This is a genomic window from Enterococcus alcedinis, assembly GCF_014635985.1.
In the GTDB taxonomy this organism is placed as follows: domain Bacteria; phylum Bacillota; class Bacilli; order Lactobacillales; family Enterococcaceae; genus Enterococcus_I; species Enterococcus_I alcedinis.
This window is the reverse complement of sequence record NZ_BMDT01000011.1, coordinates 92,727-109,258: the sequence shown is the minus strand read 5'-3', so window position 1 is coordinate 109,258 and position 16,532 is coordinate 92,727. Positions and strand designations below refer to the sequence as shown.

Genomic DNA, 16,532 nt, shown 5'->3' with positions numbered 1-16,532 from the left:
AAAAACTCCTCTCATAGTAGACTAGAATTTTTGTTTTTTCTAGTGTCTACTATGAGGGGAGCATATCAGATTCCATCCTCTAATCGGGTTTTTACGTCGATAACTTGCTTACAACCACTTAATCTGAAACGGCATAAATAAATCTGCTGCTCAGAAATAAGCCGTTCTGAAAAAAAGTGAATAACGCACTTTCTTTCCAGAAGCTTGCTTATTTATCGCAGCTAAACGATTTATTTACAGCCTCTTATACAAAACGGCATAATGGAAGCAATGACTCGACGATAAGCCTGAATCTTTTTGAAAGTAAAGAACACTTTCAAACGATTCATTGCTTATCGCTCGTCAATGAACGCTTCAATTATAGCCTCTTATACAAAACGGCATAATGGAAGCAATGACTCGACGATAAGCCTGAATCTTTTTGAAAGTAAAGAACACTTTCAAACGATTCATTGCTTATCGCTCGTCAATGAACGCTTCAATTATAGCCTCTTATTCAAACGGCATTTTTTGTGCAGACTCTCAGAGATAAGACACTTCCGATAAAAATGAAAGAGCCATTTTTTCGGAGGCTATTCTTATCTTTCGTGTCTCAACACTCAAAAAATAGCCTCTTATCTCATTGTAACGAATTCTTCGGCGGCTGTGGGGTGAATGGCTACGGTGTTATCAAAATCGGCTTTCGTTGCACCCATTTTAATTGCGACAGCAAACCCTTGTAAGATTTCATCCATTCCTCGTCCAATGCCGTGTAGGCCGACGATTTTTTCTTCCGGTCCAACACACACCAATTTCATACTTGTTTGTGGACGGTACGTGTCTAAAGCAAAATACATGGAGGCAAATGAAGACTCATACGTTTTCACTGTTTCTTTGCCATATTTTTCAATCGCTTCTTTTTCAGAAAGACCGATTGTTCCAATTGTCGGGTGCGTAAAGACAACGGTCGGAACCAAATCATAATCTAAGAAATTCTCAGTTTGTCCGTTGAATAATCGTTCTGAAAGACGACGACCTGCTGCAATCGCAACTGGAGTTAAATCAATTTTACCAATGATATCCCCAACAGCATAAATTCCTTCTGCTGTTGTATTTTGGAACTTATCCACAATTACGATTCCTTCTGGGGATAACTCGACATCTGTCTTTTCTAAACCGATATTATCCACATTCGGTGCGCGACCACCAGCAAAGAAAACATAATCCCCTTTTAAGCTTTTTCCATTGGCAAAGTGGACGATATAAGTGTCGCCTTCTTTATCAATCGCTGTAGGTACATGGTTCGGATGAGTTGCAATTCCATCTTCTTCATATAATTTTAATAGTTGATAAGACAACATCTCTTCGAAGTGACGAAGCGGTCGATGGTTACGAAAAGCCCATGAAACTTGACTTCCTAAGCCGTTCATCACACCTGCAATCTCAGCAGCGATGTATCCGCCACCAATCACAATTGGATTTTTCGGTAAAGTAGTCAGCTCGAAAAATTGATCCGAATCTTGTGCGTATTTCCCACCTGGAATTTCAAGTGGTACTGGACGCCCGCCCGTTGCAATCAAAATATGTGGCGCTTGATATTTTACACCATTAGCCTCCACTGTATGGTTATCCACAAACTGTGCATAACCTTTTACAACCTCAACCCCATTACCATCAAGGCCTCGCTGATACGCACCATGTAAACGTTCAATATATTCTTGGCGGTTATCCACAAGTTGTTTGAAATCAAACGTTACCCCCTGTGGATAAATACCATAACCTTTTGCATCACGGTTCATTCCTTCAAGCAATTCACTGGCTTGCCACATCACTTTTTTAGGCACACAACCGACGTTGACACATGTACCTCCCAGTTCGTTTCCCTCAATTAATAATACTTTTGCTCCTCGCATCGCTGCACGGTTGGCTGATCCAATTCCACCACTACCGCCACCAATCACGATATAATCATATTTTAACAAACAGAGTCGCCTCCAATTTTTATTTTATTTCTTCTTACACGCTAACACGCAAAAAATCCGCTGTCAATTTTTAAATTCTTGACTTAATAGCAAGCGATCTTGTAGATAAACATCATTTTCAATGATTTTTTCACGATAATATTTAGTGAAATAATCACGTTCCACTGCTTCCACTCGAAAACCACATTTTTGATATAACAACAATGGACCCACGCTTGTTGTACCTGTCGCAACGATGATTTTTTGATCGTTCCGCTCCTTGCTATGAGCAATTGCTTGTTCAATTAATTGACGACCAATTCCTCTTGTTTGAAATAAAGGGGTAACCGAAAGATTCATTATTTCACTGATACCTGCCTCAATTTGTTTTAGTACCAAAAGACCGATTAAGTGACCCTCTTGACGAACTTCTAATAGCTCACTTTGCTTTAAGTACGTTTCAATCATTGATTTGGATGGGTCTGCTTCTAATAATAACGGCCAATCTTCTGGACTGACTGTTTGACGCCAGTTAAATTGCACGCTTATCCACTCCTTCTATCAAAAAAGAGACTCTTTCTTATAACGAAAAAAGAGTCCCCTAATCTGTTTTTATTTACGTTTACGAATCATATCTCCTGGAGAGACTTTTTCAGCCACTGGCATGGTGACAATCATCATCGCATTCGGTGCACGATCAATCATCTCACCGTCTTCATTATACATGACTTCAATTGTTTGTTCAAAATGATGGAAGCCTGGTCCGTAAAATTCAATTTCATCGCCGACTTCAAAAAGATTGCGTTGGCGAATTGTAGCAATTTTTGTTTTTTCATCGTAGCTTAAGACTTCACCGATGAATTTGTATTCAGGGATTTTACGACGAGCACCAAAAAGTTGTTCGTTTTCTGTTGGTTTTCCGTAATAAAAACCAGTTGCTAGCTCACGTTGCGCCACTTTCCATAATTCATCAATCCACTCTTGTTTGCAGACGTAATTTTCAGGGTCTTCCATGTAACTATCGACGGCTGCTTTATAGACATTAGAAACAGTTGAAACATAATGAATTGATTTCATCCGTCCTTCAATTTTTAAGGAATCAATCCCATTTTCAATAATATCTGGAATGTGTTCAATCATCGACATATCCACGGCGCTCATTGAAAAATCTTCAGAAACGGCACCATTTTTGGTCAAGCTACGGCGCTCTTCTCCAAAAGGTAAATCATATAAATCATACTTCCAACGACACGATTGCGAACAACCGCCACGATTGGCGTCGCGCATCGACATGTGATTCGATAACGTACAGCGACCAGAGTAAGAAATACACATCGCTCCATGGATAAAGGCTTCGATTTCAACATCGGTATTGCGACGAATCTCCGCAACTTCTTCCATCGAAACTTCGCGTCCTAAAACAACACGCTCAAGGCCTTCATTTTTCCAAAATTCAAGTGTTTCGTAGTTCGTAGCAGAAGCTTGTGTTGAAAGATGAACGGGTAACCCTGGCGCTTCTGTAATACAAATTTCAATTAGTGCAGGGTCTGATACGATGACAGCTGAAATACCGACATCACGTAGTTCTCGGAAAAACTCGCCTGCTCCTTCTTGGTTACCCTCGTGTGTTACCATGTTTGCTGCAACGTAGACCTTAGCGTTATGTTCCTTGGCAAAAGCCACGCCTTCAGCCATTTGTTCATAGGTGAAATTCCCCGCTCGGCTTCTTAAACCATAGGCGTTACCACCAATGTAAACAGCATCTGCGCCATAATGAATCGCGACTTTTAATTTTTCTAATGTCCCAGCTGGTGCTAATACTTCTGGACGTTTTAATTTTCTTTTCGTTGCCATTGGTTCACTTCCTTACTTAATTTTCTTTGGATCAACGTAGTAAAAACCGGTATCTAATCCACGATTTTTAGGATGTCGCTCGATGACTTTTTGACTTAATTCTTCAGCAAGCTCCGCTGTCCATTGGTCGTTTTCAATTGCTTGACGTGCTTGATTAAACAGTTTTGCGATTGCTACGAAATCTTCACCAGGTGTAAACATCCCATCCAGTTTCCATGTCGTTAAATTGGTTTCTGCAAGTTCGTGTAATTCTTTGATTAAGCTCAAATCATTATTGGCATAAATATGAGTGCCATGATTGTCTTCAAAAATGGAATAATGCGTTTCATCTTTTTTCGGTTCAGAAATAAATAAATCATGTTTCTTTGAAGTGCCTTCGGTTTGTTTCGTGAAATTATAGTAATTTTCAAGCAACGGACGTTTGGAATGATGAATACACGTACCGCCATAAACCAACACTTCTGCCGGGATTTCTAACTGAGGTTCAATGAGTTTTAACTCTTCAAAAGGTACCTCGCGAGCTAACACAGCACCGATTGCTCCTTTTTTACACCAAAAATTAATTTGACGCGCACTTGTGACCAGGGTTTCTGCCGCATAAACAAAGGGAATGGCCAAGTCTTTGTTTTGCTCCATCACAAAAATAATACCTGGTTCACCAATCGTTATCTGATCGACTTCAATTTCTTTTAAAAAAGCTAAATATTCGGGAACTAACTTCATTTGTTCTGGGTGCATTAAAGCATTTGTAGCTGCCATTGTTTTTTTTCCTGCTTGGTGAGCAAGCTGGACTAATTCACGTTGTTCTTCTCTTGTAAAGGAATGGGGTAAACGTAAAGCAAAGGTTTCTTCCCCAAAGTAAATGGTGTCAACGACTGGTAACAACGCTTTTGCCTGTTCCAGTGATTCAACGGTTGCGACTATTTCAATCATAATTATTATCCTCCTTGCAACGAACTTATCGTATCATATGCGACGCCTGTTTCCAAGCATGTTCGTGCTTTTTTTCACTATTTTTTCATTCATTCATGCTCAATTTATTTCAATGAAATAAAACAAAAAACAATCGAAATGATTGGTAATATCAACTTATTTCGGTTCATCTCTTATTCTTTGTGATTCTTTATTTGTTAGCACTTGGTTAAAAACTGACTGATTGTGCACGAATCATTATATAGTAATAAATACGCACGCTTCTCTGGCTATTTTTTATCACTTGAACATTCGTGTCCAATCACCTGATATTTTACGTCCATAACACCCTCTTTTAAATTTCAAAAAAAAGCACCAAGTCTGCCCTTTAGCGGGTGACTCGATGCTTGATTTCTCTATACTTTTTGGAGTGTTTGTTGCTTATTATCGACTTTTTTCTCTTTAACATTCAGAGTGATTGTTCCTTTTGAGGCTCCAATTGTCACTTGATCACCTAAATGAATTTGCCCCATTAACAACGCTTCACTTAGACGGTCTTCGACTTCTTTTTGGAGCGCTCGACGAATCGGACGAGCACCATATTCAGGATCAAAGCCTGCTTTACCAATCACATCGAGTGCCGCTGAAGTAATTTTCAATTGAATGTCTTGCTCTTCTAGACGCTTAATGATTGAACGACTCATAATTTTCACGATTTGATGAATTTCTTTTTGCTCTAATGAACGGAAGACGATCGTTTCATCAATTCGGTTTAAAAATTCTGGTCGATAAGCTTTTTTCAATTCTTCTAAAATACGTTTTTGCATCGCTGAATGGTCTTTCGACGTTTCAACCACGTTAAATCCAACATTTTTTTCTTCACGTAGTTGTGTCGCACCAATGTTTGATGTCATAATTAGAATCGTATTTCTAAAATCGACTTTACGGCCTTTTGCATCGGTTAAATGTCCATCATCTAGAACTTGCAATAAGATATTAAAAATATCTGGATGGGCTTTTTCAACTTCATCTAGCAAAATAACGGAATAAGGTTTTGAACGAACTTTTTCGGTTAGTTGTCCACCTTCCTCATACCCCACGTAACCTGGGGGCGAGCCAATCAAACGACTTGTACTATATTTTTCCATGAATTCAGACATATCTACTCGAATTAAAGCATTTTCACTTCCAAACATTGCTTCAGCTAGTGCTTTTGCGAGTTCTGTTTTACCGACTCCTGTTGGTCCTAAGAACATGAACGAACCAATTGGGCGATTGGGATCTTTTAATCCACTTCTTGCGCGACGAATCGCACGAGAGATCGCTTGAACCGCTTCGTCTTGGCCGACTACTCGTTGATGTAGAACATCTTCTAAAGCTAGTAGGCGTTCGCTTTCTTTTTTCTCCATTTGTTGGAGTGGGACACCGGTCCACTGAGAAACCACTGCTGCGACATCTTCTTCTGTTACCGTGTCTTTATAGCCATTATCTTCTTTCATTTCTAGCAAGGTAGCTTCCGTTAATTGCTTGGCTAATGCTTTTTCTTTAATGCGAATTTGCGCCGCCTTGGCAAAATCTTGGTCACGAATGGCTGCTTCTTTTGCTTCTGTTAAGGTCATCAACTCAGCTTGAATACGAATCGTATCTGGTACATCATCCGATTTATCTAAACGGACTTTAGCTGCTGCTTCGTCCATTAAATCAATCGCTTTATCTGGCAATTGACGCGAATTGATATAGCGCTCAGAAAGTTGAACAGCTGCATGCAATGCTTCATCTAAAATTTTCACGCCATGATGCTCTTCATATCTTGGACGTAAGCCTTTGAGAATTTCTTCCGCTTCTGCCGCCGTTGGTTGATCAACTTGCACACGGGCAAAGCGACGTTCTAACGCAGAATCTTTTTCAATGTATTTTTGGTACTCATCAAGTGTTGTAGCACCAATCGTTTGGAGTTCACCACGTGCCAAGGCTGGTTTTAAAATGTTGGCTGCATCGATTGCACCTTCTGCGCCACCAGCACCAATTAGCGTATGCAATTCATCAATAAATAAAATGACGTTTCCATCATGATAAATTTCATCAATGATCTTCTTCATACGGTCTTCGAATTCACCACGGTATTTGGTACCCGCAACGAGGCCTCCCATATCAAGCATCATTAATCGTTTGTTTTGCATATCTCGTGGGACTTCACCAGCAATAATCTTTTGCGCTAACCCTTCAACGATTGCTGTTTTACCCACACCAGGTTCTCCAACTAAGACCGGGTTATTTTTCGTTCGACGACTTAAAATTTGAATTAAACGACGGACTTCATTACTACGACCAACCACGGGATCGAGACGTTTATCATAAGCGAGTTTCGTTAAATCACGAGCTAATGAATCTAAAACCGGCGTCCCTTCAGCTTGTGGTTGTTGTGGTGTTTGACGAGGACTCTTTTGACCTTGACGACGACCCGCCATGCCTCGAGGTTCACTCATCCCCATTTTTTTATTTAATAGTTGACGCATTTTGGCTAAGCTAAAACCTAAGTTAAGTAAAATACGTGCCGCTAAAATTTCCTCATCACGAAGCATGCCTAAAAGCAAATGCTCTGTTCCAATTTGTTGACTACCTAAGCGTTTCGCTTCATCGCCTGCGTAGGCAAAAATTTGACGTCCACGTGGAGAATACGGTAAAAAGCCACCGACTGGGTAATCCTTCATTAAACCGTAACCTGTAATATGTTCAATTTCTTCACGAATATCGGTTTCTTGGACACTCATTTCACGTAATGTCTTACCAGCAATCCCATCTTGCTCAATCACTAAAGCGAGCAACAGATGTTCCGAACCTACAGACTGGTGTTTAAAAAATTTGGCTTCTTCTTGAGCAATCGCTAAGACCGCTTTCGCTCGTGCTGTAAATAATTCATCCATAAGATTCACTCCTTTTCTTCATAACTTAAACGTTCTAAAATTCCGTGTAAAATGGCAGCACGAACTTTTTGCTCATCTTTTGATGCGCCTAACACTGATTTACTTAAAACGGTTAATAATAAATTTCCTTCACGTTTGGTTAATAATTCTTCATCAAATAAACGATGGATAATCGCATGACCATCTCTTTCGTCTAATTCGCCTTCAAACAACTGATTGACTTGCGTTAAAAATTGGTGCCGGTTCGAAACTTGTACTTTTTCGATGCGAATATAGCCGCCACCGCCTCGTTTACTTTCCACCGCATAACCGCGTTGAATGGTAAAACGCGTGTTAATGACGTAGTTAATTTGCGAAGGGACACAATTAAATAAATCTGCCATTTCAGTTCGCCTAATTTCAATCATCGATCGCTCTTCTAAAATCTTTTTCAAATAAGCCTCAATTAAATCAGATGTATTCCGCGGATTCATCACTCATACCCTCCCTTGACTAATCTTGACCTTCATTATACTGAATTTTATGGGACTTGGAAAGGAGAAGGACTATTTCTAAGGTTTAAAACAAACAAAACAGTAAAAAAACAAGCCCCCAACCGATTATTTGAGCGGTTAGAGGGCTTAATTTTTTCTTAATCTCAGTGTTGTTTGAATTAAGGGACTTGCACAGTTGTCGCGCTGCTGACTGTTTGACTAACTTCTTCTCCACCATCACGACTAACAAAAACCGTGGCATTTTCACCTTCGTTGACCGTAATTGAAATTCCGACCGTTTGTGGGGTTGAATCTGCTGTTAATTCTAATTGTTGTGCTTGCCAATGCTCACCATTGTTATCTGTCACCCATATCGTCACAGTCTGTGTCGCAGGTCCATCTTCTTTAAAGTTGGCTCGGACATTAACGGTAAATGTTTTGGTAACGTCTGGTGTGCTCGACTCTTTTGGTTCTGCACCTTTTGAAATGGTTAAATCAACCGATGCACCTTTTTCAACTTCTTCACCAGCTGCTGGACTGTAGCTGATAACACGACCTTCTGCAATGTCTTCATTGAAGGCCTCACTACGCTCACCAACCGTTAAACCGGCATCCTCTAGCGCTTTTAGTGCTCGGTCCTCGGTTAAATTATCTAAATTAGGCACGGTAACTTTTTCGATTCCTTTACTCACTACGAAAGAAATCGCTGTTTTTCCAGGAATAACTTCTGATCCCGCAGTTGGCGTTTGTTCAATAATACTGCCCGCAGGTTCGGAACTATTCTTTTCTGTCACGGTAATTGGATTATCACCTAAATTAAGGTCATTAAGACTACTACGAGCAGTATCTTCTGTGCTACCAATGTAATCAATCATCGTAATTGGACGTGGTCCTTGACTAACCGTTAATTCGACTTCCGTTTCTTTGGGATTGACTGATTGGCCGGATTCTGGTGTTTGTTCCATAACTTCTCCAGCCGGTACGTCATCACTATAAGCTTCTTTAATGGAAATATTCGCCTCTAGAAAATCGGCATTACGTAAATCACGTTTTGCCGCGGTTTCACTTTGTCCTGTCACATCAGGCATTTTAATTTTTTTACTGCCGCTACTTAAATATAAAGTAACTTCACGTTTTTCTTTAATTATGGCTCCAGCTTCAGGATTCGTTTTAACGACTCGGCCAGCTTCAATTTCATCATCGGCAATTTCTTTCGTCTCTGGTGCAATGGTTAAACCTTTCGCACGTAATTCTTCTCGTGCAGCAATTTCAGTCATCTTACTAACATCCGGTACTTCGACTTGACCGTTACCATTAAGTAAATAGAAACTAGCAAACGCAATGGCCCCAATTATAGGTAGTAATAATAACCACAACCATCTTTTTTTACCTTTTTTAGCTGGTACTTCTTCGATCGGATCAGATGTTACCACCGTTTCTGGTGTCTCCATTTGAGCAAACGATTCTGGCATAGGTGTGTCTGGTGTAATTGGTGTTAACACTTTTGTTTCAGCTAAAGTTGCTGTCGGTTCCCAACGCGGTTCGTCTAGACGTTCGGGTGATAAGACCGTCTCTAAATCATCCAACATCTCATCCGCGCTTTGGTAGCGGTCAGCCGTTTCTTTAGCCGTCGCTTTTAAAACGACATTCTCTAACGACTGTGGAATATTGGGTTCAAATAAGTGTAGAGAAGGCACGTCTTCTTGGAAATGCTTGAGAGCGATGGTAACTGCTGATTCACCATCAAACGGCACTTGCCCTGTTAGCATTTCAAAGAAGATAATTCCTAAGGCATAAATATCCGATTGATTCGTTGCCATACTTCCACGTGCTTGTTCCGGTGATAAATAATGGACCGAACCGAGCATTGTATTGGTTTGGGTAATCGATGTTTCTGATAGAGCAATCGCAATCCCAAAGTCAGCAATTTTAACCGTTCCATCTTCATCCATTAAAACGTTTTGTGGTTTTAAATCACGATGAATGATACGGTGTTGATGAGCTAATGAAATTGCTGATAAGATTTGTTGCATGATACTGACGATTGTTTGAAAAGGCATTGGATAACGTGTTTGGATATAACGTTTTAAATCCATCCCACGGACATATTCCATCACTAAATATTGCATGCCATCTTCTTCACCAACATCATAAACCGAGACAATATGAGGATGAACGAGTTCTGTCGCCGCTAGGGCTTCTCGTTGAAATCTTCGTATCGCATTTTGATCATTTTGAAAGTCAAAGCGTAACACTTTAACAGCTACTTCACGATCTAAAATTAAGTCTTTCGCTAAATAAACATTTGCCATACCACCACTGCCAATGGTGCCTAAGATCAAATAGCGTCCATTTAACTTCTTACCGACTTCAATCATGGCTGCCCCCTCCTAAGTCAATTAATACGACGGTGATGTTATCTGTACCGCCTTGTTCATTTGCCGCATCAATTAATGCTTGTGCGGTATCTTTTAATGAGGTATTTTGGCGAATAATTGCCGAAATTTTCTCCTCTGAAACCATATTCGTTAACCCATCGGAACAAATCAATACCCGGTCATCGGTTCGTACATTATGAATCGCAACATCGACTTCAATGGTGCCCGGCATACCAACAGAACGTGTAATAATATTTTTTCGTGGATGGACTGCCGCCATTTCAGGTGTAATTTCACCTGATTTAACTAAAGCATGCACGAGCGAATGGTCTTCCGTAAGTGGCAATAGCTGTTCGTCTCTTAAAACATAAATTCGACTATCGCCAACATGTGCCAATGTCAATTGATCGTCTAAGATCGAGACAGCTTCCAATGTCGTCCCCATTCCTGTTAAAGCAGGGTCTTCTTGCCCTTTTTCATAAATACGTGTGTTTTCTGTTTGGATTTTTTGAATCAACCATTTGACCACTTCTTCGCTTGCGGTAATCGTTTCTGACTCCCAACAACGGCCAATTTCATTGACCGTTAGTTGACTCGCTAGGTCACCTGCTTGATGCCCACCCATCCCATCTGCTAATAAAGCTAGGACTCTACCGGCCTGATTGGTAAAAACTTGCGCATAATCTTGATTGTTTTGACGTTTTTTGCCTTGATCACTTTGAAAATAAAATTCCATCTTCTTTCCACCTCGTTACTTTTTGCGTAAACAGCTAATAAAGAAGCCATCGGTCATAAAGGTCTGCGGATAAAGTGTTAACATATCCTCTTGAATACTTTGATTTAAAACAGATGAAACTGCCAGTGGCACTTTTTCAAACTCTGAATGGGTCGCTAAAAATTGATCGACGACCTCTTGGTTTTCATCTGAAACAATCGTACATGTACTATATACTAGTATACCACCTGATTTTAACGTTGGGGCTGCATGATTTAAAATGGCTAATTGAATCGCCGGTAATTGAGCGAAATCACTCGCTTTTTTGTTGTATTTAATATCTGGCTTGCGTCGCATTAAGCCTAGACCAGAACAGGGAGCATCAACTAAAATACGATCAAACGATTCTGCTGCAAAAGCCTCATCGGTTGCACGAGCATCCATGACTTTTGTTTCAACGACATCGCTGACGTGTAATCTTTTGGCGTTTTCGTTAATTAAACGAACTTTGTGTGTATGAATGTCCAAAGCTGTGACCTTACCGCCTTGTTCGGCATCCAAATACATGCCGATATGGGTTGTTTTCCCACCAGGTGCTGCACAAGCATCTAATACTTGATGCCAAGCTTCGAGTTGAAGCGTTGGCGCAACGAGCATTGAACTTTCATCTTGAATCGTCAATAACCCTTCTTTAAACAGTTGGCTTCCTGCTAAAAATCCTCGTTCCGCCACAATGCCATCGGGACTAATTAAGCTCGCCTTGGCGTCAATCCCTTCTGCTTGTAGTTGCTCGATCGCCGCTTCAGGTGTAATTTTACGGCGATCAATGCGACCGCTGACTTGACTCGGTTCAAATAAAGATAGCCCAAGCGTTCTTGTTTCTTCTAGCCCAATCGCTTTGATAAACTTTTCAACTAACCAACGTGGCATACTAATTTCCGTCGCCAAATGTTCAATCGGATCTTTGATTTCCGCTAAATCAGGTACGCCTTGGCGCTGCACATTACGTAAGACGCCATTCACAAACTTACTTGTTCCGATATTGCCTCGAACTTTAGCAATTTCGACTGCCTCATTTAAAATCGCATGACTAGGGACTTTATCTAAATACAATAATTGATAAATCGATAATTGGAGCAACAAACGCACCCAATCTTCGACTTTTTTCGCTTTTGTGACAAAAGGTTGTAAATAATAATCCAGTAATTGTTGACGTGCAATCGTACCGTAGACAAGTTCGGTCAATAGACGACCATCTTTTTCATTTAGTCCTCGAGTTGTAATCAATTCTCTTAATAATAAATTTGAATATGCGCCGCCTTTGTTGACGCGCTCAAGTGCTTCGAGTGCTACAAAACGGACGGTTTTTTTTGTTTTATTTGGTTTCATGATCCCCCACCTTTTGGTCAACTGCTACTTTTTGACCACTACCATTTAAAAAGACACTCATTTCTTGTAGCCCTTTGCCCGCAGGTTGTAACTGATCAATTGTTAAGACAGTCCCTTGACCACAAGCGATTTTCAATTGTTTTTTATCTCTAAAAATAATCGTTCCTGGCGTTGCAGTCGTTGTTTCTTCAAGTGGTGTTACGGCTGAAATTTTCCAACGAGCGCCTTCATAAGTCGTGTATGCCACAGGCCATGGGCGCATGCCACGCACTTGCCAATCAATTTCTTCAGCTGTTTTTGTCCAATCAATGATTTCTTCTTCACGGGTAATGTTTGGAGAAAAAGTGACCAATGACTCATCTTGTGGTGTCGGTGTGATTTCGCCCGATAAAATTCCTGGTAATGTTTCGATTAATAACGCTTCACCAACGACGCTTAATTTATCAAATAAAATACCTACATCATCGGTTTTTGTAATCGGAATCGCCCGTTGCGCATAGATGCCACCTGCATCCATTTTCTTGATCATTTCCATGATCGTTACGCCTGTTTCTTTTTCACCTTTCATAATCGAATAGTGAACCGGCGCGCCACCACGATATTTCGGTAGCAAGGACGCATGCACATTAATTGCTCCGTGTTTTGGTACTTGTAAGAGCTTTTCTGGTAAAAATTGACCAAAGGCTGCTGTCACAATTAAATCTGGTGCTAGCGCAATAATTTCAGCCATTTCAGGTGACTGACTAATTTTTTCAGGTTGTAACACTTTCAAGCCCAAGCGTAAAGCTGCTTCTTTAACCGGTGTTGGTAAAACCGTTTTTTTACGACCAACTGGACGGTCGGGTTGCGTGACAACCGCCACGACTTCATAGCCTTTTTCAACAAGGCTTTCTAAAATTGGGACCGAAAATTGCGGGGTTCCCATAAAAACAATTTTAGTCATTTTGATGTTCCTCCATGTATGCTTCTAGTTCTTCTTCTGGGATGCGTTCGATGATTTTATCGATAAAAAGTTCGCCATTTAGGTGATCGATTTCGTGTTGTAACGCTCGAGCTAAATAACCGTACGCTTCAACTTCGATTTCATCACCCTCACGATCGTAGTAACGCACAACAATTTCATCTGGACGTTTGACCGTCCCGAAAACATGGGGAATACTTAGACAACCTTCCACGTCAATGTCTTCGCCTTTGGCAGAGATAATCGTTGGATTAATCAGTTCAAAAAGGTCACCTTCTTCAACTTCAACAATCGCAACTTGAATGTTTTTCCCGATTTGCGGTGCGGCAATCCCAACACCATCATGAGCAACCATTGTCTCATGCATATCATCTAAAAGTGCCCATAATTCTTCGGTAATTTCAGTCACTTCGCGGTTTTTTTTCATTAATTTGTCGTTCGGGTGGATAATCACTGGATAGCGCATAGGAGCCCTTCTTCCTCTAAATAAAGTTTAATGGTTCATAGTCAATCGCGACAAATAAGTTTTGACGTTGATCAACTTGACTTGTTTCTAAAATTTCACGCAACATTTGATGCAATTGCGGTTCTTGTTTGTATTTTAAAATTAATTGATAATGGTAACGATTTTTAATCCGAGCAACTCCACTTGGAATAGGGCCTAGTATTTGACTATTCGGACTTAGACCGTTTTTTAATTTCTCAGCAATTTGATACATTTTTTTAGCCGCCACTTCTTCTGACGGATGGCTAGCTGAGATCTTAACGGTAAAATAATAAGGCGGATAACCACTTTGGTGCCTTAAACGCATTTCATGACGATAAAACGTTTCGTAATCTTGTGCTTGAGCTAAGACAATACTATGATGATCTGGGTTAAATGTTTGAACAATCACTTCACCTGACTTCTCACCACGACCCGCACGTCCACTGACTTGCGTTAACAGTTGAAACGTTCGCTCACTTGAACGAAAGTCGGGTAAATTTAAAGCCGTATCGGCATTTAAGACGCCAACTAACGTAATATTAGGAAAATCCAGCCCTTTAGCAATCATTTGTGTGCCTAATAAAATATCGGCTTTTTGATCTTCAAATGTTTTTAAAATCCGCTCATGCGCGCCTTTTTTACGTGTCGTATCCACGTCCATTCGTAAAATACGGGCACTCGGGTAGAGCGTCTGGAGTTCTTCTTCGACTTTTTGCGTACCCGTACCGTAATAGCGAATTTTAGGACTTTGGCAGTCGGGGCACTTATTCGGAATTGCTTCTTGGTGTCCACAATAGTGACAAGCCATTTTTCTTACGTCCATATGAAGCGTCAAAGAAATATCACAATTCGGACATTCTTGAACATAACCACAATCACGACACATCATAAAGGATGAATAGCCACGACGGTTTAGTAATAGGACAATTTGTTCTTTTTTAACGAGGCGATCTGCAATTTTTTCTTGTAATAAACGCGAGAATGTCCCCGTATTTTTTTGCGTGTATTCGTCTTTTAAATCGACAATCGTCACGTCAGGTAACTTTGCGGCCTCATGTGCTCGTTTCGTCAAGAACAAGAGCTCATAACGATTTTTTTGGCCCCGAGCCCGAGATTCTAACGATGGGGTGGCACTGCCGAGAACGACTGGGCAATGATGGTACTGACTACGCCAAATCGCCAAATCACGTGCATGATAACGAGGGGCTTCGTCTTGTTTATACGTCGCTTCGTGCTCTTCGTCAATAATAATCAGACCGATATTTTCGAGTGGGGCAAAAACGGCGGAGCGGGCACCGACAACGACTTGTGATTCGCCCCGTTCAATTTTGCGCCACTCATCATACTTCTCCCCTTGCGATAAGCCACTATGAAGCACCGCAACGGCTTTGCCAAAACGACTTTTAAAACGTTGAACCATTTGGGGCGTTAAGGCAATTTCTGGCACGAGCATCATCGCCGTCTTGCCTTTCGCTAAAATTTGAGCAATGGATTGCAAGTAAACTTCGGTTTTACCACTACCTGTAATACCTTCTAATAAGAAAGTCGTCGCGTCACGATTGGTTTCAGCAGCTACAATGCGCTCGACCGCATGCGCTTGCTCGTCATTTAACGCAAAAGGTTGTGTCATCGGAAAATCATGATCTTTAAACGGGTCACGGTAGGTCTCGACTTCTTCAATCGTGAGCCATCCCTGTTCTTCCCCTTGGTTTAAATTCGCCGCAGACAGTCCTTGTTTCGTATAAAAAGCAGTCGTTTCTCGTGGCGTCACTTTTAAAGTTTCAATCAATTGATGCTGACGCAAGGCATTCGCCCGTAAAGACGCTTTGATTTCAGCAAAATTCGCTTCAGTAATCTGACTGTTGACATAACGAACCATTTTTTTCTTCGTTTTTTCTTTCACGACATAACGAATATCTACAACACCTGCCGTACGCAAACGTTGAAAACGAGGCAATTCACCGGCATCTTCAATCACTTGCCAATCAACTTCTGTTTGCTGTTTAAAATACTGTGCTTTGATTTCATGCGTTTCATCAATCAAAACGAATTTTTTTTCATAGGCTGCTTTCATCGCAGCTGGCAACATCGTTTGTAGACAAGTAATTTTAAATGAAAAAGTGACATCTTTCATATAATCTGCTAACTGCAATAACTCTGGATTGACGACGGGTGCTAAATCAATGACTCGAATTAAGTCTTTTAAGACAATTTCTGGATTTGACGGTTCTTCTTCAGACAAAGCCATGACAAATCCTTGGATATGACGATTGCCTTCGCCAAACGGCACTTCGACACGCATACCTGGCGCAATGATTTCTTGCCACTGTTTTGGTACACGATACGTATAAGGCTGATCGGTTTGCATCGTTGGAACATCAACAATCACTGCTGCATAATATGACAATCGCTCCCTCTCCTTCCTTCTTATTTTACTAAAGTTTCAACCGTTTGTCCTGAAAGTCTCAACAAACATCGGTGGTTTTTAAATGTAAAAAA

12 protein-coding genes are annotated in these 16,532 nt (G+C 40.7%); all 12 read right to left on the bottom strand.

Going from position 1 to position 16,532, the window contains the following annotated elements:
- Positions 1-614: 614 nt before the first annotated feature.
- Complete coding sequence (gene gor, locus IEV09_RS10830) at positions 615-1,961, bottom strand: glutathione-disulfide reductase (protein WP_188368323.1); 1,347 nt, start codon at positions 1,959-1,961, stop codon at positions 615-617.
- A 63-nt stretch (positions 1,962-2,024) separates the two neighbouring features.
- Positions 2,025-2,483 carry a GNAT family N-acetyltransferase gene (locus IEV09_RS10825; protein ID WP_188368322.1) on the bottom strand — a complete coding sequence of 153 codons (459 nt, stop codon included), beginning with the start codon at positions 2,481-2,483 and terminating at the stop codon, positions 2,025-2,027.
- A gap of 69 nt (positions 2,484-2,552) precedes the next feature.
- Positions 2,553-3,794: a peptidase U32 family protein gene (locus IEV09_RS10820; RefSeq protein WP_188368321.1), complete on the bottom strand. Its 1,242-nt coding sequence runs from the start codon at positions 3,792-3,794 to the stop codon at positions 2,553-2,555.
- 12 nt (positions 3,795-3,806) lie between these two features.
- The gene (locus IEV09_RS10815; RefSeq protein WP_188368320.1) at positions 3,807-4,727 is read right to left on the bottom strand and encodes a peptidase U32 family protein; all 921 of its coding nucleotides are present in this window, start codon (positions 4,725-4,727) and stop codon (positions 3,807-3,809) included.
- 395 nt (positions 4,728-5,122) lie between these two features.
- The gene (locus IEV09_RS10810; protein WP_188368319.1) at positions 5,123-7,630 is read right to left on the bottom strand and encodes an ATP-dependent Clp protease ATP-binding subunit; all 2,508 of its coding nucleotides are present in this window, start codon (positions 7,628-7,630) and stop codon (positions 5,123-5,125) included.
- A gap of 5 nt (positions 7,631-7,635) precedes the next feature.
- Positions 7,636-8,103: a CtsR family transcriptional regulator gene (locus IEV09_RS10805; protein WP_188368318.1), complete on the bottom strand. Its 468-nt coding sequence runs from the start codon at positions 8,101-8,103 to the stop codon at positions 7,636-7,638.
- A gap of 179 nt (positions 8,104-8,282) precedes the next feature.
- Positions 8,283-10,481, bottom strand: a complete 2,199-nt coding sequence (pknB, locus tag IEV09_RS10800) for a Stk1 family PASTA domain-containing Ser/Thr kinase (protein ID WP_188368317.1) — start codon at positions 10,479-10,481, stop codon at positions 8,283-8,285.
- Positions 10,474-11,217: a Stp1/IreP family PP2C-type Ser/Thr phosphatase gene (locus tag IEV09_RS10795; RefSeq protein ID WP_188368316.1), complete on the bottom strand. Its 744-nt coding sequence runs from the start codon at positions 11,215-11,217 to the stop codon at positions 10,474-10,476. Before IEV09_RS10795 ends, pknB begins: the two co-directional genes overlap by 8 nt.
- A 15-nt stretch (positions 11,218-11,232) precedes the next feature.
- Positions 11,233-12,585, bottom strand: coding sequence for a 16S rRNA (cytosine(967)-C(5))-methyltransferase RsmB (rsmB, locus tag IEV09_RS10790; RefSeq protein ID WP_188368315.1), 1,353 nt, complete (start codon positions 12,583-12,585; stop codon positions 11,233-11,235).
- Positions 12,572-13,528 carry a methionyl-tRNA formyltransferase gene (fmt, locus tag IEV09_RS10785; protein ID WP_188368314.1) on the bottom strand — a complete coding sequence of 319 codons (957 nt, stop codon included), beginning with the start codon at positions 13,526-13,528 and terminating at the stop codon, positions 12,572-12,574. Before fmt ends, rsmB begins: the two co-directional genes overlap by 14 nt.
- The gene (gene def / locus IEV09_RS10780) at positions 13,521-14,012 is read right to left on the bottom strand and encodes a peptide deformylase (protein WP_188368313.1); all 492 of its coding nucleotides are present in this window, start codon (positions 14,010-14,012) and stop codon (positions 13,521-13,523) included. The genes fmt and def overlap by 8 nt, the downstream gene beginning before the upstream one ends.
- Positions 14,013-14,028: 16 nt before the next feature.
- Complete coding sequence (priA, locus tag IEV09_RS10775; protein WP_188368312.1) at positions 14,029-16,440, bottom strand: primosomal protein N'; 2,412 nt, start codon at positions 16,438-16,440, stop codon at positions 14,029-14,031.
- Positions 16,441-16,532 lie beyond the last annotated feature (92 nt).